The sequence below is a fragment of the Klebsiella sp. GW_Kp181 genome (assembly GCF_040062315.1).
Classification (GTDB): domain Bacteria; phylum Pseudomonadota; class Gammaproteobacteria; order Enterobacterales; family Enterobacteriaceae; genus Klebsiella; species Klebsiella oxytoca.
On record NZ_JBEAFR010000071.1, the window covers coordinates 1 to 20,752 of the forward strand.

19 protein-coding genes are annotated in these 20,752 nt (G+C 55.5%); 9 read left to right on the forward strand and 10 right to left on the reverse strand.

All coding sequences use genetic code 11. The features are described 5' to 3' along the window. Positions 1–313: 313 nt before the first annotated feature. The 4 genes from ABLV11_RS18400 to ABLV11_RS18415 are packed head-to-tail and all read left to right on the forward strand — an operon-like array spanning position 314 to position 3,377. A complete protein-coding gene (locus ABLV11_RS18400) occupies positions 314–1,123 on the forward strand; it encodes an ABC transporter substrate-binding protein (RefSeq protein WP_004099328.1) in 810 nt (269 codons plus the stop codon). 13 nt (positions 1,124–1,136) lie between these two features. Then, a complete protein-coding gene (locus ABLV11_RS18405) occupies positions 1,137–1,955 on the forward strand; it encodes an amino acid ABC transporter ATP-binding protein (protein ID WP_004099327.1) in 819 nt (272 codons plus the stop codon). Continuing rightward, complete coding sequence (locus ABLV11_RS18410) at positions 1,952–2,704, forward strand: amino acid ABC transporter permease (RefSeq protein ID WP_004099326.1); 753 nt, start codon at positions 1,952–1,954, stop codon at positions 2,702–2,704. Before ABLV11_RS18405 ends, ABLV11_RS18410 begins: the two co-directional genes overlap by 4 nt. Beyond that, positions 2,694–3,377, forward strand: coding sequence for an amino acid ABC transporter permease (locus ABLV11_RS18415; protein ID WP_126488565.1), 684 nt, complete (start codon positions 2,694–2,696; stop codon positions 3,375–3,377). Before ABLV11_RS18410 ends, ABLV11_RS18415 begins: the two co-directional genes overlap by 11 nt. A gap of 192 nt (positions 3,378–3,569) precedes the next feature. Here ABLV11_RS18415 and ABLV11_RS18420 read toward each other — a convergent pair whose 3' ends face one another. The 7 genes from ABLV11_RS18420 to ABLV11_RS18450 form a co-directional block, all read right to left on the reverse strand. Continuing rightward, on the reverse strand, positions 3,570–4,112 hold the full coding sequence (locus ABLV11_RS18420) for a helix-turn-helix transcriptional regulator (protein WP_004099323.1): 543 nt from the start codon (positions 4,110–4,112) through the stop codon (positions 3,570–3,572). 687 nt (positions 4,113–4,799) lie between these two features. Next, positions 4,800–5,504 (reverse strand): fimbria/pilus periplasmic chaperone, encoded by a 705-nt coding sequence (locus ABLV11_RS18425; RefSeq protein ID WP_004099322.1) that lies wholly within the window; start codon positions 5,502–5,504, stop codon positions 4,800–4,802. Further along, on the reverse strand, positions 5,473–7,086 hold the full coding sequence (locus ABLV11_RS18430; protein WP_224226431.1) for a hypothetical protein: 1,614 nt from the start codon (positions 7,084–7,086) through the stop codon (positions 5,473–5,475). Before ABLV11_RS18430 ends, ABLV11_RS18425 begins: the two co-directional genes overlap by 32 nt. A gap of 19 nt (positions 7,087–7,105) precedes the next feature. Continuing rightward, the gene (locus ABLV11_RS18435; protein ID WP_004099320.1) at positions 7,106–9,634 is read right to left on the reverse strand and encodes a fimbrial biogenesis outer membrane usher protein; all 2,529 of its coding nucleotides are present in this window, start codon (positions 9,632–9,634) and stop codon (positions 7,106–7,108) included. A 25-nt stretch (positions 9,635–9,659) separates the two neighbouring features. Beyond that, on the reverse strand, positions 9,660–10,328 hold the full coding sequence (locus ABLV11_RS18440) for a hypothetical protein (RefSeq protein WP_004099319.1): 669 nt from the start codon (positions 10,326–10,328) through the stop codon (positions 9,660–9,662). Positions 10,329–10,388: 60 nt separating this feature from the next. Then, entirely contained in the window at positions 10,389–10,976 is a 588-nt protein-coding gene (locus tag ABLV11_RS18445; RefSeq protein ID WP_004099318.1) for a common pilus major fimbrillin subunit EcpA, read from the reverse strand. A gap of 154 nt (positions 10,977–11,130) precedes the next feature. Then, positions 11,131–11,673 (reverse strand): helix-turn-helix transcriptional regulator, encoded by a 543-nt coding sequence (locus tag ABLV11_RS18450; protein ID WP_004099317.1) that lies wholly within the window; start codon positions 11,671–11,673, stop codon positions 11,131–11,133. A 931-nt stretch (positions 11,674–12,604) separates the two neighbouring features. Between ABLV11_RS18450 and phnC the strand changes: the two genes are divergently transcribed. From phnC to phnE (ABLV11_RS18470), 4 genes are all read left to right on the forward strand, one after another. Continuing rightward, positions 12,605–13,447, forward strand: coding sequence for a phosphonate ABC transporter ATP-binding protein (gene phnC / locus ABLV11_RS18455; RefSeq protein WP_004099316.1), 843 nt, complete (start codon positions 12,605–12,607; stop codon positions 13,445–13,447). Positions 13,448–13,469: 22 nt separating this feature from the next. After that, positions 13,470–14,411: a phosphonate ABC transporter substrate-binding protein gene (gene phnD, locus ABLV11_RS18460; RefSeq protein WP_026056037.1), complete on the forward strand. Its 942-nt coding sequence runs from the start codon at positions 13,470–13,472 to the stop codon at positions 14,409–14,411. Between the two features lie 68 nt (positions 14,412–14,479). Next, positions 14,480–15,352 (forward strand): phosphonate ABC transporter, permease protein PhnE, encoded by an 873-nt coding sequence (phnE, locus tag ABLV11_RS18465; RefSeq protein ID WP_004099314.1) that lies wholly within the window; start codon positions 14,480–14,482, stop codon positions 15,350–15,352. Next, complete coding sequence (phnE, locus tag ABLV11_RS18470) at positions 15,349–16,230, forward strand: phosphonate ABC transporter, permease protein PhnE (protein ID WP_004099313.1); 882 nt, start codon at positions 15,349–15,351, stop codon at positions 16,228–16,230. Before phnE (ABLV11_RS18465) ends, phnE (ABLV11_RS18470) begins: the two co-directional genes overlap by 4 nt. A gap of 142 nt (positions 16,231–16,372) precedes the next feature. On the opposite strand, the gene ABLV11_RS18475 is transcribed toward phnE (ABLV11_RS18470), so the two are convergent. After that, positions 16,373–17,035, reverse strand: coding sequence for an HAD family hydrolase (locus ABLV11_RS18475; protein ID WP_126488563.1), 663 nt, complete (start codon positions 17,033–17,035; stop codon positions 16,373–16,375). A gap of 210 nt (positions 17,036–17,245) precedes the next feature. Beyond that, positions 17,246–18,055, reverse strand: a complete 810-nt coding sequence (locus ABLV11_RS18480; protein WP_024273811.1) for a sulfite exporter TauE/SafE family protein — start codon at positions 18,053–18,055, stop codon at positions 17,246–17,248. A 101-nt stretch (positions 18,056–18,156) separates the two neighbouring features. Between ABLV11_RS18480 and ABLV11_RS18485 the strand changes: the two genes are divergently transcribed. Then, complete coding sequence (locus ABLV11_RS18485) at positions 18,157–18,954, forward strand: helix-turn-helix transcriptional regulator (protein WP_348855618.1); 798 nt, start codon at positions 18,157–18,159, stop codon at positions 18,952–18,954. 7 nt (positions 18,955–18,961) lie between these two features. On the opposite strand, the gene ABLV11_RS18490 is transcribed toward ABLV11_RS18485, so the two are convergent. After that, entirely contained in the window at positions 18,962–20,749 is a 1,788-nt protein-coding gene (locus ABLV11_RS18490; protein WP_016809784.1) for an aryl-sulfate sulfotransferase, read from the reverse strand. Positions 20,750–20,752: the final 3 nt, after the last annotated feature.

Genomic DNA, 20,752 nt, shown 5'->3' on the forward strand with positions numbered 1-20,752 from the left:
ATTTCTTTGCGGGACCGCGGGGATTGTAAAGGGGGAGACGGTTTTCTCCCCCTTTTCCCGTTCACGTACCTCGATGAGGCATTTTCTGCGACTTGATGGTGAACGGAACCCCTCTACACCCTCCCGGAGGCGGTGCTACGCACCTGTCCGGGCTACTTTTCCCCAGCGTAGTAGCCCATCCGGTTAAACAATATCCACAACTTTGTTAAGTTCTTTTTCGTTATAGATAAGAACTTTTTCTTCTTTGCCGCCGACGGGCGATTTGTGGGAGCGTGATAAACACAAAACAAAACAGGGATTCAGGGGAATAACAATGCGCATTGCAAAAACAAAAATCGCGCTGGCGCTGGGCATGCTGGTGCTCGCCGCGCAGGCTCAGGCCGATCAATTAGCCGATATCAAAGCCGCCGGCGTGGTCAAAGTCGCCACCTTCGACGCCAACCCGCCGTTCGGTTCGGTAGATCCGAAAACGCATAAAATCGTCGGTTACGACGTGGACTTCGCCGAAGCGCTGGCCAAATCTCTCGGCGTTAAGCTGGAATTGGTCGCCACTAACCCGGCCAACCGCATTCCGCTGCTGCAGTCCGGCAAGGCCGACCTGATCGTCGCCGATATCACCATCACTCCGGAACGTGCACAGGTCATTGATTTCTCAACACCTTACTTTGTGACCGGCCAGCAGTTCCTCGTTCCGGCAAAATCACCGGATAAGCTCGATGATTACAGCAAAGCGCGCATCGGCGCGGTAAAAGGCACCACCGGCGAACAGGCGCTGCATCAGCGTTTCCCGCAATCGCGCGTGCTCTCTTATGATGATATTCCGCTGGCGCTGACCGCCCTGCGCAACGGCAACGTGCAGGCCATCACTCAGGACAGCACCATCCTGGCCGGACTGCTGGCGGAAGCGCCGGACAAAGCTAACTTCAAAATCATCCCCGACCTGCTGAGCAAAGAAGAGATTGGCGTCGGCGTGAAGAAAGGCGAACCGGCCCTGCTGAAAGCGGTCAATGACGAGCTGGTCAAGCTGGAGAAATCCGGTGAGGCGGCCAAAATTTACGACGTCTGGTTTGGCCCGAGCACCAAAACCCCGCAGCCGCGCGCCTTTACTATCGAAGCGAAATAAGCAGAGAAAGATGATGTTATCGGCTCTATTTTCACGCTCCGCGGCATCGTCCGCGGATTTTTCGCATCTGCAGCGCGCCAGCATTGAGTTTCGCGATGTTGCCAAAAGCTACGGCGACCATCGGGTGCTGAACGGCGTTAACTTACAGGTTGAACCCGGCGAAGTGGTGGCGATCCTCGGCCCTTCGGGATCGGGCAAATCAACCCTGATCCGCCTGATCAACCAGCTTGAATCACTCAGCGGCGGCGAAATACTGATCGACGGCAAACCGACAGCGCAGCTCACCGGCAGCGCTCTGCGCCAGCTGCGCAGCCGGGTCGGCTTTGTTTTTCAGCAGTTTAATCTCTATGCCCACCTGACGGCGCAGGAGAATATCACCCTCGCGCTGGAACGCGTCCACGGCTGGGGCAAAAGCGCCGCCCGCGAACGCTCGCTGGCGTTGCTCAACCAGGTCGGCCTTGCGGATAAAGCCCGACAGATGCCGGCCCAGCTCTCGGGGGGCCAGCAGCAGAGGGTGGCGATCGCCCGCGCCCTCGCCTCCTCGCCGCAGATTATTCTGTTCGATGAACCCACGTCGGCGCTCGATCCGGAGATGATCGGCGAAGTACTGCAGGTCATGAAAAACCTCGCCCATAGCGGGATCACCATGGTGGTGGTGACGCATGAGATGCAGTTCGCCCGCGAGATTGCTGACCGGGTGGTGTTTATCGACGGCGGCGATATTCTCGAAGTCGCGCCGCCGGCCGAGTTTTTTGCCCGGCCGCAGCACGCCCGCACCCGCCGTTTCCTGCAAAAGGTGCTCGATCCGCTGCACCAGGAGAGTGAGGCGTGATCCCGCATCTCGACTGGCATGGCGTGCTGAGCGGGCAGCCGCTGCAATGGATCATCTCCGGTTTTCTCACCACCGTCTGGGTCAGCATCGCCGGGATGGTTCTGGCGACCGTGCTGGCCATCCTGCTGCTGGCGCTGCGTCTCGGGGGCGGCAGACCCGGCCGCTGGCTGGTGGCGGCCTGGGTTTCACTGTTCCGCAATACGCCGCTGCTGGTCCAGCTGCTGTTCTGGTATTTTGCCGCCTGGAATCTGCTGCCGCTGGGGGCGCGGGATTTTATTAATGACGATCGCAGCTGGTCGATTCTTCCGGGCAACGTCTGGTGGCTGACGCCGGAGTTTCTCTGCTCAATGTGGGGACTCGGGGTCTTTACCTCGGCGTTTCTGATTGAAGAGATCGCCTCCGGGCTGCGCGCCGTTAGCCACGGTCAGCGGGAAGCGGCGCTGTCGCAGGGGTTTACGCCCTGGCAGGAGCTGCGCCACATTCTGCTGCCGCAGGGGCTGGCTAACGCCTGGCAGCCAATTATCGGCCAGTATCTCAACCTGATGAAGCTCTCTTCGCTGGCGAGCGGTATCGGCTTTGCCGAACTGACCTATCAGGTGCGGCAAATCGAGAGCTACAACGCGCATGCGCTGGAGGCGTTTGCCGTCGGCACCGCGCTGTATCTGGCGCTTGGGGTGCTGATGGGCGTGGCGCTGACGCGTCTCGGCCCGGGAAGAGCTCAGCAAAGGAGAGCCGGTTATGAACGCTAATCTGGCGGTCATCGTTGATAACCTCGATTATCTGCTGTGGGGGCGGCTGGCGGACGGTATCCCCGGCGGCGTGGTGCTGACGCTGCTGATGGCTATCGGCGCCGCCGCGCTGGCGCTGCCGGGCGGCGTTCTGCTGGCAGCTATCGCCTGGCGCTACGAGGGGATGGTGCGGCGGCTGCTATTTCTGTGGGCGGAAATTATTCGCGGCATCCCGCTGATCTTCGTGATTTTCTGGCTGTGGTATCTGCTTCCTATGCTCACCGGCAGCGATCTCCCGGGCGCGGTCACCGTCACGGTGGCGCTGGCGTGGTTTACCGCCGCCTCGGTGATGCATTCAGTGCTGGCGGGCCTGCAATCGCTACCCCGTGGGCAATACGAAGCAGCGCTGACCCAGGGTTTCGCTCCCGGGCAAACGCTGCGCCTGATCCTGCTACCGCAGGCCCTGCGTAACGTTCAGCCGTCGCTGGTTGGGATATTTATCGGCCTGCTCAAAGACACCTCGCTGGCCTTTATCGTCAACGTGCCGGAGCTGACTACCGTCGCCGGGCAGGTCAATAACCGGGTGCAGATCTACCCGCTGGCGATTTTTGTTTTTACCGGCGCGGTTTACTATCTGCTGTGCTGCGGACTGAGTCTGCTGGCGAATCGCCGATATGGGAGAGCGACCGGGTAGCCATCGGCCGTGGCGCGGTGAAGGATTATCGCGCCACGCTGCGTTTCCTGAGCAACGCGTCTCTTCTGCGCCGGAGCAAGGCTGCTTGATACTATTTCAGGTAATACATTGATTTATATAATATATATTATTTACGACCCATAACATTTACGCTCGCCCGGCGAAGGGATAAACGGCCGCCGAGCTTAAATCTCAGATGGCTAATTTATTTATTTTAAAATCCAGCTTCACCTCCGCGTTACGCTGATGGGTATAAACCGTTTTGACGCTGCAGTTCTCAATTTTGGCAATAGATTTCGGCTGTATCCCCTGCGCAAGATGACCAATGATTTGCATCTCTTTACGGGTCATTTTTCCTTTTTTTATATCACTGCGGCGAAAACGACCGTTTATGGCTCGGGTCAGCTCATGGCGAATAGCGTATAAGGATTCCGTATAAACCACGCCTCTGGCCTGGCTATTGAAATACCAGTAATTGGCCAGCGCCTCCAGCCTGGTTGCGGCAATTAATATCACCTGTTTTTTCTCGGCGATTTTCAGCCATTGGTGTTCATGGCTGATAAAGTGGCTCATAAATTTAGGGCTAATATTAATAAACATAAACCCGTCGCGCAGTTCGTCCAGAGATGGGTAGATCAAATCGCGGATATCAAAAATAATCGTGGATAATCCGTCAACAAAGTAGCGATCTTCTCTCGGCCAGATACATGACCGTAAATCAGTGAGATAGTCCATATATCACGCGCTCCTCATCCATGATTTGCCGCTTTCCTTAACGGGAAGAGTACAAAGGAAGGCGACTCCTCTGCGCAAAAAACGCCACTAAACATATATAAGATGAATAATTCAGATTCTATATAAAACAAAATAAAACATATGCATGGCATATAATTTGTATTTAAATGCGCAATCACAATATGAAACAGCCACTTTATGTTTCAGAAGTTATGTGTTTAATTAACACGAGTCAATATGAAGGATGGATGAAATGGCACTTCACAACTAAGAAATTAGAACCCCTAAAATAAAATGATAAAAAAAATTAGAGTATCTTAATTAACTTAAAAACAAGAAATCACAAAAAAACCATTAATTACAATGAGATAGGAAAAACACAGCGCTTGAAAATAATTCTCAATTCATCTGGTCCAGGAATTTCCCCATCAGCCATTAGGAACTTTCTTAGGAAAAGCCATATTAATAGAAAAAATTCATAGCCGGAACGATAAAGACAATTAGCATGAATTATTTAATGATGGAATATCATATATATTCGGGATACGAAAACATCATTTCATCACGTATCAAAGCGGACATAATGTTGATATTTTTTCGGCGCAAAATAACATCAAAAAAACATAAAAAATCAAAAATAGATCATTCTCAATGATGAATGTTATCCGGATGGCGAGCGCTGCCCGGCTACTTCACCGGACAGTCTTTTGTCATTTTAATAAATTTGTCGTTATAGATAATGTAGTGGTTCCCCGGCTGGCGCAGCGAAGCCTTGCGGACAACGTCCCCGGGCCGCAAATACCATGCATCCCCTTCCTCTTCCGTCGTATCGCATCCGGGCTTGATCAGCAGCTTAAACCAGGTATTGCCGGTGTTGCTGACGGTCCCCGCCGCGCGATCGTAAGCCCATTTGAACTGTACCTCGCGCGGGCGAACGACGAGGATAGTGTCCATGACCACCACCGGATCCATACTCACTTCCGTACCGCTTTGATTACGCATTACGTAATTACGGGTCGGAATTTCCCGGAACGATACCCGATAATAGCGCTCGCGGTTATCTTTCGGGCCGTGGTAGTAAAACTTAAAATATTCGCTCTCCCCCGCCTGTAGAGTGAGCTGACGCGGGGCAAACAGCAGCTCGCCGTCCGCCGGACGGGAACGCACCTCTTTGCCGCCGGGGCGGTCGATAGCGACGATAGAGACCCGATACAGCCGGGCGCTTTTATTGTTGTTGATAACCCGCTTAGCAGCGAAATTGTCTTCCGCTGCCAGCGAGAAGGTTAAATTCCCCACCGAGATAGCCTGCGCTGCTGTCGCCAGTCCCAGCGACAGCAGGCAGATCAGCATCCGCAGCAAATTAGTTAATGTTACGCCACGTCGCCTGGACATGAATTTCTCCTGAAGCACTCACTTCACCAAACCAGCCGTTATCATCCACCGTTCGCAGCGATATCGCATTATCCATCGGGATGGAAAACTTCACCGTCGTTTTGTCCATCTGCCCGACATCGCCGGAAATATCCGTCCATGGCGTGGTTAACCACAGGGCATCGGTCATATCGCGCCAGGTATCATCGCATCCGGCATCGTAAGTTTTGGTTGACCCGGTCTGCGTCGTAAACGCCAGCGTCGCCGGGAACGGCACCTTCGCCGTGCCGTCGGATGAACTAAAAATACAGTATGAACGCCCGCCAATAACCTGTGCCGGGCCGGTGACTTTAATCAGCACTTCATCGGCGGCGGTCTTACCGCTGGTCGTCACAATATAGCCGAAATCCAGCGACGGCTCGCCGCTGCCCACGTAGCCCTCGCGGGTCGGCGCCGAGGTGTACTCATCGGAAATAATGCTGATGCTGAAATCACGCGGCTTAATTATCAGGGTGTTAGAGGTTGAAAACTCGTACCAGCCAGACTCGGGCGAGGTGGTGTTATAGAAACGGAAATTAAACAGATCTTTGGTATTCACGTCGCTGATGCCCAGCGTCACCATCTGCTTAAAAAAGTTGCTTGAGAAGAAGACATACACTGAATCTGATGATTTCATCTCATTAAACGTATAGTACTGAGAGATGCCGCTCACCGGCTTCCATGAGTTGCCGTCGAGGCTGAACTGCATATCGTAGCTGCCCACCGCGGAGGCCAGCGCCGAGTTGCTGATAGCCGGGAAAATATGAATTGAGGTATTGCTGAGGCCGTTGGTTTGCAAATTGTAGTTCACCATTTTGCAGCTCAGACCGGAACGGGTACCGATAGTCTGGGTGCGACAGTCGGCATTGCCTTCGCCCAGCGTCGGAACCCCGTCGCTGTTGATAAACACTTCCGCCAGCGCATGGGTGTTAATCAGCTTCAGGTTTGCCGCTTTAGTATGGGTGACGTTACGCACGTACCAATACCCTGAGGCCTGATCTTTGCAGCGTGCGCCGCTGCTGGCATCGTAGCTCACCGACGTCATGCAGGAGTTGATGGTCATTGAGAAGCTGCTGCCCACCGACATCTGCTGCAGATACTGGTAGAAAGCATCGGACATCATGCCGTGCATCCACTTTTGTCCGCCGGTGGTTACCGTCGCGCCATAGAAGCCGTTGGCATCGGTAGTTTGCGGCAAGATCAGGCTGGTGGCCATATCGCAGCCCGCATACCAGTTGATACAGCGCAGGCCGAGTAAAGGGTGCGAAGCCGGTGAGTTATCCAGCCACATATCGAAGAACCAGTTGGCGTACAGGCCGGTGTTATAGCCGTTGTCGATATAGCCCAGGCTCTGCTGATAAATGGTGCCCGAGCCGTTATATTTCAGTCCGGTCCAGCGGTTAGCCCCGGTCATACGCGGGTCCAGCGCGCCGCCCGGGGTGACAAAGAAGTTATCATCCGAGTTGTTTTCCACGAAAACAAACTGCATGGCCGCCGCATCCGGCCAGGTGGTTTTGGTGACCGCGGCGTTGACCCGCGTCACGCACAGCGCCGCCGTTAACATCACTAAACATGCCAGCCACTTAGCTTTCATTACCTTCTCCTGTCGGCTGCACGCGGGCATAGGTGGAGAGGCCGCTACAGACCACATCGCCCACCCATACCGCGCCGCGCGCCTGGCTTAGCTCCAGCGCCACTTCGCAGCTCTGGTTTTTACCGTAACTGAAATCGATGGTGGGATACTTTTTATCCACGTCCATCACAAACTCACCGTTCTCATCGGTGCGGGTACGACCGATATGGTTATTAATCCGCGCATTGGCCAGCAGCGTGCCGTCTTCCGCGCGAATGCGCCCGGAGACCGTGACCATCTGCTTCACTTCCGGCTCAATCACCGCCACGTTCCCCGGATAAAGGGTCAGCTGGCTCTTGCGCCCGGTCACGATGTCGTAGCTGTCGAGCGAATTTTTACTGTTCTGCAACTCCACTTCATAGCGGCTGTAGGGCGACAGCGGCAGGTAGTTGCGGTTGCCGGAGAGCTGAACAATGCGACCGTTAACTTTGGCGCTCAGCTTGCCGTCATTTTCCAGTCCGGTGTTGAAAATCACCCCGGCATTGCCGTCGGTGCGGCCGCTGGCGGCGATATTTTTCCCCTGCCAGCCCACGCTGCCGTTGGCGGTCAGGTTGGTGTTCACGTAGCCATCCACGCCGCTGTTCACGTTCAGCGTACCGGTGGAGTAGCGGGTATCAAACTGAGCATATGCGCCGCCGCTGAGGGTTTTATCATCGCCTGTGTCGCCGGAAATCGCCCGCGAAACGTTGGCGCCGATGGTACGGATGGTGCTGCCTTCATCAAACTGTTTACGCGCCGACAGGTTGGCCATGGTGTAGCCGTTCTGATGGGTCATCCCGGCGCTGAACCAGTTGCCGAGCGGCAGCGAGAAATCGAGCGCAATATACTTCCCGGTGCTGGCGCTGCTATCGCCGTTATTAAAGCGCTGTATCCCTGCGCGCAGGCCCAGCGATCCCCAGGATCCGGTATAAAGCGTCTGGTAGTAATCCGCCGTGTAGTAGTGGCTGTTATAGCGGCGGTCATCGTTATAGCTGATGCTGAACGTCCCCAGTTTTGACCAGAGTGAATTGAGATTCAGCGTACCGCCGATAGCCCGGTTGTCGGCATTACTGCGCCGAATCCGGTCGCCAATCTGCGTTTTTTCCTGGTTGACCCACACCGAGCTGAAGCCGCCGGGCAGCGTAGCGCTGATGCTGCCGATGCTGCTCCACGAGCTGTCGCTGGCCAGCATATTCTGCAAGTTCACGTTAATGGACTCAGTGATCGGCAGGGTCAGGCGCGTCTCGGCGACGGCGTTGTTATCGTAACCGTAGCCGGTCGCCGCCCAGCTTAAGGTGCTGAGCGAACCGGAGGCCGAGGCGCCCGCCAGCCAGCTGTCTTTAGCCGGAAGCGTCTTTTTACCGCTCTCAGACCAGCGGTCCATATGGAAGCTGCCGCCCCAGAACTGCCAGGCCAGCGGCGCGCCGGCGCCGCGTCCGCGGCTGAACAATTTATTGACCCGCTGGGTACGCTTGCTGACCACCCGGCCGTTCACAATGACTTCAACCTCGACATCGTAAATGCCATACGGCAGGCCGCGCGTGTCCACTTCGTGGTTACCCATGGCAAAGTTCTGCACGCTCATCAGGCGCCCGTCGCGGGTGAGATGCACTTCCCCGGCGGCGGGTAAAAAGGCGACCACCGGCGTCGCCGACTGGGAGTTGTCGAACACCGTTGAACTGGCCTGGTTGCCCCATGAGGCGCCGTAAATCTTCCCTGCCGAAACGGCGGTCATCGGGCCGAGGGACTGTAAATTCCAGGTATCCAGCATCCCGCCCGCAAAACGATGGCCGGCAAAATCGCGTTCATACATCGCTTTATAGACTTCGCTGTCCTGATTGCCGGAGCCTATACCGTACAGCGAGCCGTCGAGCACCACGTGATGCTCGCGCAGCGCGGTGACGTTGTTCAGCGACAGATAGCTGGAGGTGTTGTTGCCGCCGTTGCGCATCTGGTTGTTATATACGCCGAGGTTATAGTTCATCGTGCTGCTGAGGGTATTGACGCTGGACTGACCGATATCTTCGCTGCGCGAACGCAGCACGGTACCCAGCGCCTCCTTTCTCACCACCAGCTGCAGCAGCAGCTGGCGCAGGCTGAGCTGTAGCTGCGCATCATCTGTCAGACTAATTTTGAGTTCTTTAGTGAATGCTTCATTGGCCAGCGCGGTCAGCTGCTTGCGGGTCTGTTCACTGACGGTGGCATTGTTATCGTTCTCTTCCAGCTGTATTTGCCGGACGCGCAGTACGCCGTTATCCAGCCAGATAAAAGCGTTGCCGATGCGCTGATCGTCCTGGGTACCGTTGCTGCCTTCGAGGTGAATAAACAGAGGAATGCTCATTCCGTCCTGCAGCGCCTGGCTGAAGGCCTGAGGGATAATGACGCCGCCGATTTGCTGTACTTTGTCAGCCGCGGCGGAAACGCTGAGCGGAACAAGCAAGATGGCCATGCCAGAGGCAAGGAGCACTTTAAGTCCTGGGGCAATCCCTGGTATAAGCATAGTTTTGGTCCGTCAGCACAGTTGTCTATTTCACGGGAACAAACTGCTCACCCTGCCAGAGCGCGACCCGTCCTTTTTTGTCAGCCACATTGACGCGCGTAAAGCGGCGCTCTTTTCCGGGCATCAGGAAGTAGTTTTCTTTGCAATCCTTACCATCCGCCGGTTTCAGGCACGGGCCATAGGCCAGAATGCGCAGGGTGGCGTTGCCGGTATTGGTCAACGTGCCGTTGGCGTACTGATAGCGGTAATTCACTTTTCTCGGGGCCACCACCAGGATGGTGCCGATGCGTGCCGAAGCCGTGGCTACCGCGCTGCGGGTCGAGCCGTTGCGCTGGGCATCGCTGAGCGCCTGATCGAACCAGACGATGCGGTAATAGCGCTCTTTATCGTCCGCCGGGCCTTTATAGAAAAAGCGGATCACGTCGCTGGCCTTCGCGGGCAGCAGCAGGCTGGCGGGAGTCAGTAAAATCTCGTCCTGCTTATCCATCGGGATCACCTTACCGCCATCCAGCGGCGAAGAGAGGCGTTCCATATGGATGTTGATTAAGCGACCGCTGTCGGTCGTATTTTTGATCTCTTTGCTCAGCGTGCTGCTGTCGCTGTTCATAAACGAAGAGATATCGCCCACATCCAGCGCCAGGGCAGGCGTCATTGTGCTGAGCAACAGGCCGATGGCCAGAATGTGTTTTTTCATATCATTTCATTCCGTGAAAGAAAGCAGGGGGAGAACCCCCTGCCTGGTGCTACGAGAGGATCAGCTGGTCCAGGTGGCGTCGAACTGTACGCTGACGTCACCGCTCCAGATACCTTCCGGTAGCGTGCTGTAGTCAGTAACGGCAGTTGTGCCGTTGGTGGTGCCGCTGATGATGGAGAACGTGAAGCCGTCCTGAGCGGTGGTGCGACCAGCGGTGTTATAGCCGTTAGACAGCGCGCTGAGGTTGCCGCCCAGGGTGCCCGCAGCGGTGTCGATCATGACGGTGTCAGCCGTTTTTTCGACCGCAGCGCCGTTGTAGTCAACGCCCACGCTCAGGGTGGAACCAGAGGTATCCAGCTGAGTCAGGGTATTGGTGATCAGACGAGAGGTCAGCTTGAATGCGGTCGCGGTGGTGTCACCTTCAATAGCCACATCAAACAGGCCTTTCTGTGAGTTAAAGCCTTTAACCCCTTCAGCATACTGGAAAGCCAGGCTGCCCAGCGGAGTCACAACCAGCTTGCTGGTTGTGTCTTTTTTGGCGGTTGCGGACCAGGTAGCGACTGCCTGAGCAGTAACGTCAGCTGCCTGAGCGACACCCATACCGGCAAACGCGGTTACCAGAGCAATTGCAAGAACCTTTTTTTTCATAGCTTTTTCATCCTGAGTTTATTAAGGGACCTGATGTCCCACGTCTGTGTGCATTCCCGCCATAGTTCAGGCCGCATCATTATTATCTGCGACGCAAATTATTTTGGGTGTTACGACCTGGTGCACAATTTTTAAATACAACGTTTATTACTAATTACAGCGCTAACTTATATATTTTTGAATACAATTTGGCCTCAGCATTTCGCCGATGGGTATAGACTGTTTTCACACTACAATTCTCAATTTTGGCGATAGATTTCGGATGCATTCCCTGCGCCGTCATACGAATTATCTGCATTTCCCGGTTAGTAATTTTATCTTTCTTTATATCTTTACGTAGAAAACGGCCATTGATAACGTAAGCCAGCTCCTGACGAATATCCTTAGCTAAGTCTACGTAGACCACGCCTCGAATGGAGCCATTGTAATACCAGTAATTGGCCAGCGCCTCCGAGCGCCTTGCAGCAATAAGTACAATCTGCTTTCCTTTCATTTCAGCCAACCACTCATTATCGCGGCGGATAAAATAATTCAGCGAACTGGCGCTAAGGTTAATAAATACAAATTCCCGGCGTACCTTTTCTAGTGAAAGATAGATTAAGTCATCGATATCCAGAATAAGCTCAGCGAGACCTTTTAAAAAAAAGCTATCATGCGCCGGCCAGATGCACTGATCTAAAGAATATTTATAATCCATATAGTGTTAAACCCCATAGTCCTGGAAATCTTGAACGTATCACAACACTGCTGATAGCCCAGGCCTGCAAAGTCTAATTCAGCAAATTCCCTCTTATAAATATATCCAATCTAAAACCACAAAATAGTATTGCTTGAGGCAAAGAACACTAAATGACTTGCTTGTTTCTTGTGTCACCAAATTTAGGATTTTTCTCCATGTGTGTCAATAAGTGCGCTGGGGGCTAATTACCGACCAGGTCAATTTAAGCCTGAAGAATAAAAATAAGGATATTGAGTTAAACACAAAAAGTATTTGTTTTCATATGGTTATTGGTGGGATATGCGTAGATTCTTAAGTGAATATTATATGTTCCAGGATCTTAGCTATTAGCTGTTAAGATTATTCTTAACCACACTTTCATTCGAAAAAGCAAAAAAACCGAAGAAATTCAAAAAATAAGAAGAAAAAACCAATAATCAATACAAAAATAGTGGTTAATTTCATTAATTAGCGTAAATAATGAAATTATGCTCCGCACAAAAGGTATAGTCGCCGACAAAAAATTTAGCGCGGTGAATCGTAAACAAGCACGAAAATATTATCTATTCGGTTAAATCGACGCAGAAAGAAGATTTGCACGAACATCCTGAGGCCTTGCTTTGCGCCAGCGGCAATAAAACCGTTGCGGCTAATGTCGCATAAAACGCGGCATCTCTATCAGATGAAATACGTATCATTCTTAATATCGTACGCATAGCGTATTAAAGGTAGGCTGAGTATTTTCAGACGCCGGATTGCCGATGCAAAAATGTGATCCCTGACGGAATTTTTCGTCATCCGTTACGCTGACTCACCGGTTCGTTCACTATTTGTTCGCCTTATTGTCATCTGGCAGTCATATAAAACACCATTAATAGTGCCCAGTTTACTGACGAATCTGGACGCACTTATGAACAGTTCCCTGGCTGCGGTTGCAGAAACCGATTATCAACCGTTTACGCCGCCGTTTATCGACCGGCAGCGTAAGGTCCTGAGCGTACGCAACCTGAGTAAAGCCTGGCGCGCGCAGCAAACCGTACTGGATAGCATCAGTTTCGATCTGCATGCGGGCGAATTGGTTGGCGTGATCGGTCGCTCCGGCGCCGGAAAATCAACGCTTTTGCACGTCATTAACGGTACCCATCGCGCCAGCGGCGGCGAAATCCTCAGCTTCCCGGAAGGAGGGACGCCGCAGGACGTATCAAAGCTGTCCGGGCGGGCGATGAACGCCTGGCGTAGCCAGTGCGGTATGATTTTCCAGGATTTTTGCCTGGTTCCGCGTCTCGACGTGTTGACCAACGTGCTGCTGGGACGCCTGAGCCAAACCTCAACCCTGAAATCATTATTCAAAATCTTCCCCGACGCCGACCGCGCCCGCGCTATCTCCCTGCTGGAATGGATGAATATGCTGCCGCATGCGCTGCAGCGAGCGGAAAATCTCTCCGGCGGCCAGATGCAGCGCGTGGCCATTTGCCGGGCCCTGATGCAAAACCCGGGGATTTTGCTGGCCGATGAACCGGTCGCCTCTCTCGACCCGAAAAATACGCAGCGGATCATGAATGTCCTGCGCGAAATTAGCGAACAGGGCATCAGCGTGATGGTAAACCTGCATTCGGTGGAGCTGGTGCGAGAATACTGCACGCGGGTTATCGGCATAGCCAAAGGCAAGATTATTTTTGACGACCATCCCACGCAGCTGAATCAGGATATTCTGCATCGGCTGTATGGCGATGAAATTAGCCAATTGCATTAATTTCACTCACACGGGCAAAATAATGAAAAAGTACATCACTGGCGCAGTTCGTTTATCCGCAGCGGTTGCAGGCATTATGATGGCGTGGCAGGCAAGCGCTGCTGAACAACCGAAGGAATTAAACCTGGGTATCCTTGGCGGTCAGAACGCAACGCAGCAAATTGGCGACAACCAGTGCGTTAAGCAATTCCTTGATAAAGAGCTGAAGGTCGATACAAAATTACGTAACTCCTCCGACTATTCCGGCGTCATTCAGGGATTACTGGGTGGCAAAGTTGACGTGGTATTAAGTATGTCGCCGTCTTCTTACGCCTCCGTTTATATTAACAATCCGCAAGCGGTCGATATTGTTGGGATTGCCGTAGATGATAAAGACGGGTCCCGCGGCTACCACTCGGTGGTTATTGTCAAAGCGGACAGCCCGTATAAAAAGTTAGAGGATCTGAAGGGCAAAGCGTTTGGCTTCGCCGACCCGGATTCCACTTCCGGCTTTTTAATTCCGAACCACGCCTTTAAACAGCAGTTCGGCGGCACCGCGGATAATAAATATAATAACTTCTTCTCCAGCGTGACCTTCTCCGGCGGCCACGAGCAGGATATTCTCGGCGTGCTGAACGGTCAGTTTGCCGGTGCGGTGACCTGGACCTCCATGGTCGGTGACTATAATAGCGGCTACAGCGTCGGCGCCTTCAACCGCCTGATTCGCATGGATCACCCGGATTTGATGAAGCAAATCCGCATTATCTGGCAATCGCCGCTGATCCCGAACGGCCCGATCCTGGTCAGCAATTCCCTGCCTGCTGATTTTAAGGCCAAAGTCATTACCGCGATTAAAAAGCTGGATACCGAGGATCACGCCTGCTTTATTAAAGCGATGGGCGGCACGCAGCATATCGGCCCGGGCAGCGTGGCTGATTTTCAGCAGATTATTGATATGAAACGCGAACTGGTTAGCGCGCGTTAATCCCACCCTGACGCTGCCGCCCGGCGAGTGTCGCGGGGGGCAGCGACTCGTTGAAGACACAGCGACGCATGAATAACACCCACACCCAATTCGAACGCTACTATCAGCAGGTACGCTCGCGACAAAAGCGCGATACCTTTAGCGGGTCCCTCCTGCTGCTAGTACTCTATTTTGCCGCCGGCAGCCTGGCCGAGTTTAATCTCCTTACCATCTGGCACTCGCTGCCCAATTTTCTCGATTACCTGTTTGAGACGTTGCCCACGCTGCACATCGCCGATCTGTTTGCCGATTCGCATACTAAGGGCTCTCTGGCTTACTGGGGCTATCGCCTGCCGATTCAGCTACCGCTTATCTGGGAAACGCTGCAGCTGGCGCTGGCGTCGACGCTGGTTGCGGTGGTGATTGCCACCCTGCTGGCGTTCGTTGCCGCTAATAATGCCTGGTCCCCTGCCCCCCTGCGTGTTGCCGTCCGCGTGCTGGTGGCTTTTCTGCGCACCATGCCGGAGCTGGCGTGGGCGGTGATTTTCGTGATGGCTTTTGGTATCGGCGCCATCCCCGGCTTCCTGGCATTAATGCTGCACACTATCGGCAGCCTGACCAAGCTGTTCTATGAAGCGGTAGAGAGCGCCCAGGATAAACCGGTGCGCGGCCTGGCCGCCTGCGGCGCGTCGCATCTGCAGCGTATCCGCTTTGCCCTGTGGCCGCAGGTCAAACCCATCTTCCTCTCATACGGCTTTATGCGCCTCGAAATTAACTTCCGCTCCTCAACCATCCTTGGGCTGGTGGGTGCGGGCGGCATCGGCCAGGAGCTGATGACCAATATCAAACTGGACCGTTACGATCAGGTCAGCATCACGCTGCTGCTGATTATTCTCGTGGTCTCGCTGCTGGATATGCTGTCCGGCCGCCTGCGGCAGTGGGTTCTGGAGGGGAAAAAATGAGACAGTGGCAAAATCAACCGGATATCGCTGCCAGCCGTCGCCAGCATCGGCATTTGTATCAGGCCCAGGGGCGCTATCTGCGCTATATCGGCCTGCTGACGCTGGCCTGCCTGCTCTACTATGTCTGGTTCTTTATGCAGTTCGGCATCAGCGGCGAGCAGCTCGCCAGCGGACTGGAGCAAATCAGTCGCTATCTGCTGCGGATGTTCGTCTGGCACGACTTTTTTAACTGGCCGTTCCGCTATTACTTCACGCAAATCGCTATTACCCTGGCGATTGTTTTCGCCGGGACGCTTACCGCGACGGTTATCGCCCTGCTGCTCTCTTTCCTGGCGGCGCGCAACATTATGCGCGGCGTGATTCCGGGGACGATTGCCCTGCTGATGCGCCGGTTGTTCGACGTGCTGCGCGGTATCGATATGGCGATCTGGGGGCTGATTTTTGTCCGCGCGGTGGGGCTCGGGCCGCTGGCCGGGGTACTGGCGATAATCATGCAGGATACCGGGCTGCTGGGGCGTCTGTACGCTGAGGGGCACGAAGCGGTTGAGCGCTCGCCGGGACGCGGGCTGACGGCGGTAGGCGCGAACGGGTTACAGAAGCACCGTTTCAGCATTTTCACGCAATCTTTCCCCACTTTCCTGGCGCTGAGCCTGTATCAAATCGAATCGAATACCCGTTCAGCCGCGGTGCTCGGCTTTGTCGGCGCGGGAGGGATCGGCCTGATTTATGCGGAAAATATGCGTCTGTGGAACTGGGACGTGGTGATGTTTATTACCCTGCTGCTGGTGGCGGTGGTGATGGCGATGGATACGCTGTCCGCCTGGCTACGCCGCCGCTATATTGGCGGCAGCGTGGTGCCGCTGTTTAAAGCGGATTAGTTTTTTCCGGATCGCGCTGCGCCTCCCCGGGGAAGTCTGATATCACAACATTCCCGGAGGCGGCGCTGCGCAGCTATCCGGGTTACCCAAACTGCACGAAAAAGTAGCCGGGTAAGGCGTTTACGCCGCCCCCGGGGGAAAATCACAGCCGCCACGTCAGTACCGGCCACTGATGCTGCGCATTCGCCGCCGTCAGCTGCGGACACGGGTTGACCAGCCGTACGCGATCGGCGCGCAGGCACAGCGGCAGATCGTTAATCGAATCGGTGTAGAAGGTCACCACACCCGAACAGGCGGGATGCGCCGCCAGCCACTGCTCAAGACGCACCACCTTCCCCTGCTGATAGCTCGGCGTACCGGCAATCACTCCGCTATAGCCGCCGTCCACCATCTCAACGTCAATGCCCAGCGCCTGCTCGATGCCCAGCTGCGCCGCGACTGCCTGTACCAGCAGGCTGACCGAGGCTGAGATCACCAGTATCTGCTCGCCCTTTGCCTGTAAAGTCCGAATCAGATCCCAGGCCTGCGGATAAACGCGCGGCAAAATTTCTTCACGCACGCAGCGCGCCAGTAGCGCATCAACGTCCTGCTTTGCCACACCAACCAGCGGCGCCTGAATCAGAGCCACATAATCGGCGATATTCATCTCGCCGCGATCGTAATCGTCCATCAGCATCGCTTCCCGCGCCAGGTAATCGGCATCGTTTACCCACCCTTCGCGCACCATAAAGCGGCTCCACAGCGTACTGCTATCGCCCTTAATCAACGTATTATCCAGATCGAAAATGGTCAGCGTTTTACCCATCGTTTATTTTCCTTTATCGGCCACAGCGCCTCGCGAGAGCATGCGCAAGTAAAATGACAGCAGAATGAACCGGGCATAACGAGTCTCCTCTTCTATGCCAGTTATAACTGTTACCCATGTATCCGGTCTAAAGTGTTACCCATGTTTCCGGTTCATACCCTACGCTTACCCGGGCGACTCTCGGATGGATGCGCAGCGCCGCGTCCCTCATTATCCCCGCACGCTCATCACCAGCAGTACGGCTATCAGCAATAGCGGATAAATTCTCACATGCCAGCGATCCGGTAAACGCGCCAGCCAGCGGGAGGCTATTTTTAATCCCAGCCAGCTTCCCGCCACCAGCTGCGCCGCCGCCGATAGCCAGATGTTGCCGATAAACCCATTCGGTAACGCCACCGGCGACAGCCAGGCGAGCAATAGCCAGGTCAGCGTCGCCGTTGCCGCCAGCGGCAGCGTCAGCACGTTGGCCATCGCCGCTGCTTCGGACATCAGCACGCCGCGACGGCGCATCAGAGGAACGGTCATCACGCTTCCCCCCACGCCAAGAAAAGAGGCGATCAGGCCAATGATACCGCCTGTCGTAAGCTCATGTGGCACCGACGGCACCACCCGACGGGAGGGCGGGGTCATAAATCCGGCGCGAAGGTAGCAATCGGCAACGGTTGCCAGCAGGTAGATAACGAACAGCCAGCGGATCCACTCCCCGCTCACCTCAAGCGCCAGCAGCGCGCCGGCGATGCCGCCAACGGCAATGCCGGTGAGCATGGCCCACAGACGACGCCAGCTCAGGGTGCCGGTACGCACGTGCCGCCAGGTCGCCAGCAGCGCGGAACAAAGCATAACCAGCGCCGAAGTGGCGACCGCGATTTGCATCGCCTGCTGTCCGACTGCGCTTTGCGCTCCCCACGCGCCGGTGACCAGTAAATAGAGCAGCGGGACGGTAACGAAACCGCCGCCGAAACCAAAGAGCCAGGTGGTCACGCCGGATAGTATGCCGCACAGAAAAAGCCAGTCGCTCATTCGAACTCCTCCACAAAAGGAGGCAACGATATAGAATAACCTCATGGCCGGCTTACGCTTTAAAGCCAATCTATTACGAATTTCAGCCAGGGCAACTTTTTATGCGCAACGTTGCGATTAATGACGTCGATCATCTGCCTCGCCGGGTGCTGGCGCTGGGCAGCGACTACCCGCCCAATACGCTGCTGGAGCGCCACAGCCACCGCCGGGCGCAGTTTCTGTACGCGATGAACGGGTTAATGAAGGTCGAAACGGATGACGGCCAGTGGCTGGTCCCGCCGTTCAGCGGAGTATGGATCCCGGCGACAAAACCGCATCGCGTCTGGATGCCCGGCGTCAGCACCCACAGCCTGTATATTGATGCGCAGGTCGCCCCGCGTGATAGCGAGCGCTGCGAAGTGTTACAGGTTTCTCCGCTGACCCATCAGCTCCTGCTGGCCGCCTGCCAGCTACCGCTGCTGTATGAAGAGAGCGGGCGCGATGCCGCCCTGATTGCGCTCCTGCTCCATGAACTGGGCGCCGCCGCGCCGCTGCCGATGTTTACCCCGCTCCCGCAGAACAGCCATCTCGCGGCGCTATGCGGCGATTTTCAGCAACAGCCCAGTATCCGCAGCACGCCGCAGCAGTGGGCGCAAAAGCTGAGCAAAAGCGTACGCACCTTTAATCGTCTGTTTCGCCGGGAGACCGGGATGGCGTTTTGCGACTGGCGCCAGCAGGCGTGCCTGATGTACGCCATGACGGCGCTGCGTGAAGGGGATTCGATTACCGAAGTCGCGCTGAGTCTGGACTATGAGTATCCGGCCGCCTTTACCGCGATGTTCCGCAAAGCGATGGGCTATTCGCCGATGGCCTTTATCCGCCAGATCAACGGCGGACCGGCAAACGCCAGTCCGCAATAATCGCGACTTACTCTGCTGCGCGATTCAGCCAGTCGAACAGATTGTCCACCGAAAGCTGCGCGGGCGCGCGCGTTGCTGGCTGCCCCGCTTTAAGCAGCAGCAACGTCGGCAGGCCGCGCACGCCGAGCGTGGTCGCCAGATCCTGATGCTGGTCGGCATCCAGATAGCGCGTATCCAGTTGAGCAATTCGCGAGCTGAGTTTCTCATGCGCCAGCAGTTGCCAGAGCTTGCGGCAGTGCACGCAGCGCTCCGCGCCTACGAACAGCAGCACGGGCCTTTCACTCTCCAGCTCGCTCGCCGCGCTTATCGGCGTGAACGCGCTTTCCGCGACGCGGAACAGCTTCGGACTGCGGCGCAGGGTATCGTTATCGGTTGCCACGCACAGCGCATCGGCGCTCTTACTGTACGGCTGTACGCCCGCCACCCGCACCACGCTTTGCGCCGGTCCCGCTGCCGCCGCGCCGGGCTGGCGCAGGGTTCGTACATCGACCGCCGCAATCGGCGTCTCCTGCGGCTGCGCCAGCTGCGGGATCCAGGCGTAGGGAATGCGGTAGGCGCGATAGACCATATTGTTGTTCAGCGTCTTGCCCCAGAACGGCGAAATATATTCCCAGACAATTTCGTGATCGCGGGTCACTTCAAAAATGCGTCCGTTCGATCCTTCGTTAATCAGGGTATTGCCGTTTTCCAGGCGCTGCATATTGCTGATGTACGGGCTGTAAAAGCGGTACGAATCGGTCGGCTGCGGCAAATCCGCTTCATAAGGCGAATAGCGCCATTCGATATCAAGGGTCAGCGGATTGATCTCCAGGATCCGGGAGTAATCGCGCCAGGCGTTTTTCACTCCGTCCGCCGATGCCGGATTCGGCGCGCCGTATCCGGCCCAGCCGCCGTTATCGAAAATCAGGATATTGCCCGCGCCCGGTAGCCCCTGCGGGATCATATGCGCATGATGCTGGCCGATAATCCAGCCGATGTGTTTCAACTCCGGTTTGCTGTAGTCCGGGCCCAGCTGCCAGACGATCTTGCCGCTCTGTTTGTCGATAATGGCGATAATGTTGGATTCACGGGCGTCCCAGATAATGTTGTCGGGATGAAAACGCGCATCGCCAGCGTCATACCACTTATTCGGCCCCAGCGCCGACATCGAATTGATATGCATCCAGTCGCCCATTCCACCGCCGCTGGCGCGCATATTCGGATTGTTGTAGAGCGCGGTACGCGCCGCGTCGTCGAAACCCAGCTCGTGGAAATGGTCGCTGCAGCGCCACTCCCACACCACGTTGCCCTGCCAGTCGACTTCAATAATGGTGTCGTCCAGCAGCAGCTTGTCGGAGATCGCTTCGTTCAGCAGGTTGGTATGGGCGAGGATCAGGGTATTGCCGCCATCCACCTGCGGCTCCAGCCCCGGCGCGTAATAGCCCACCGGATTGCCTGCCCGCTGATAGTCGTGATGAGCTCGCGCCATCCAGCGCGTTTCATTGCCGGGATCGCTCACCTGCTCATAGCGATCGAATTTCCAGGTCACATTGCCTTCCCAGTCCACCTGGATCAGATCGAGCATATCCTGCATGCCGTAGCGCGGATCGCGCTCGCCGCTGTGGCCAAGGATGGCGCCGCCGGGCAGGATTTTATTGGGAAATCCATGCAGTTCAGGCCATTCGCGTACCACGTGACCGTTCATATCTACCAGCACCGCGCCGTGTTCGGTGGCCTGGAAAAGGGTGTAGCCGCTCCAGGCGCGCTGCGGATCGTAGAGGGTGGCGCCGGTCGGGAAGACGGAGGGGTGTCCCATAAG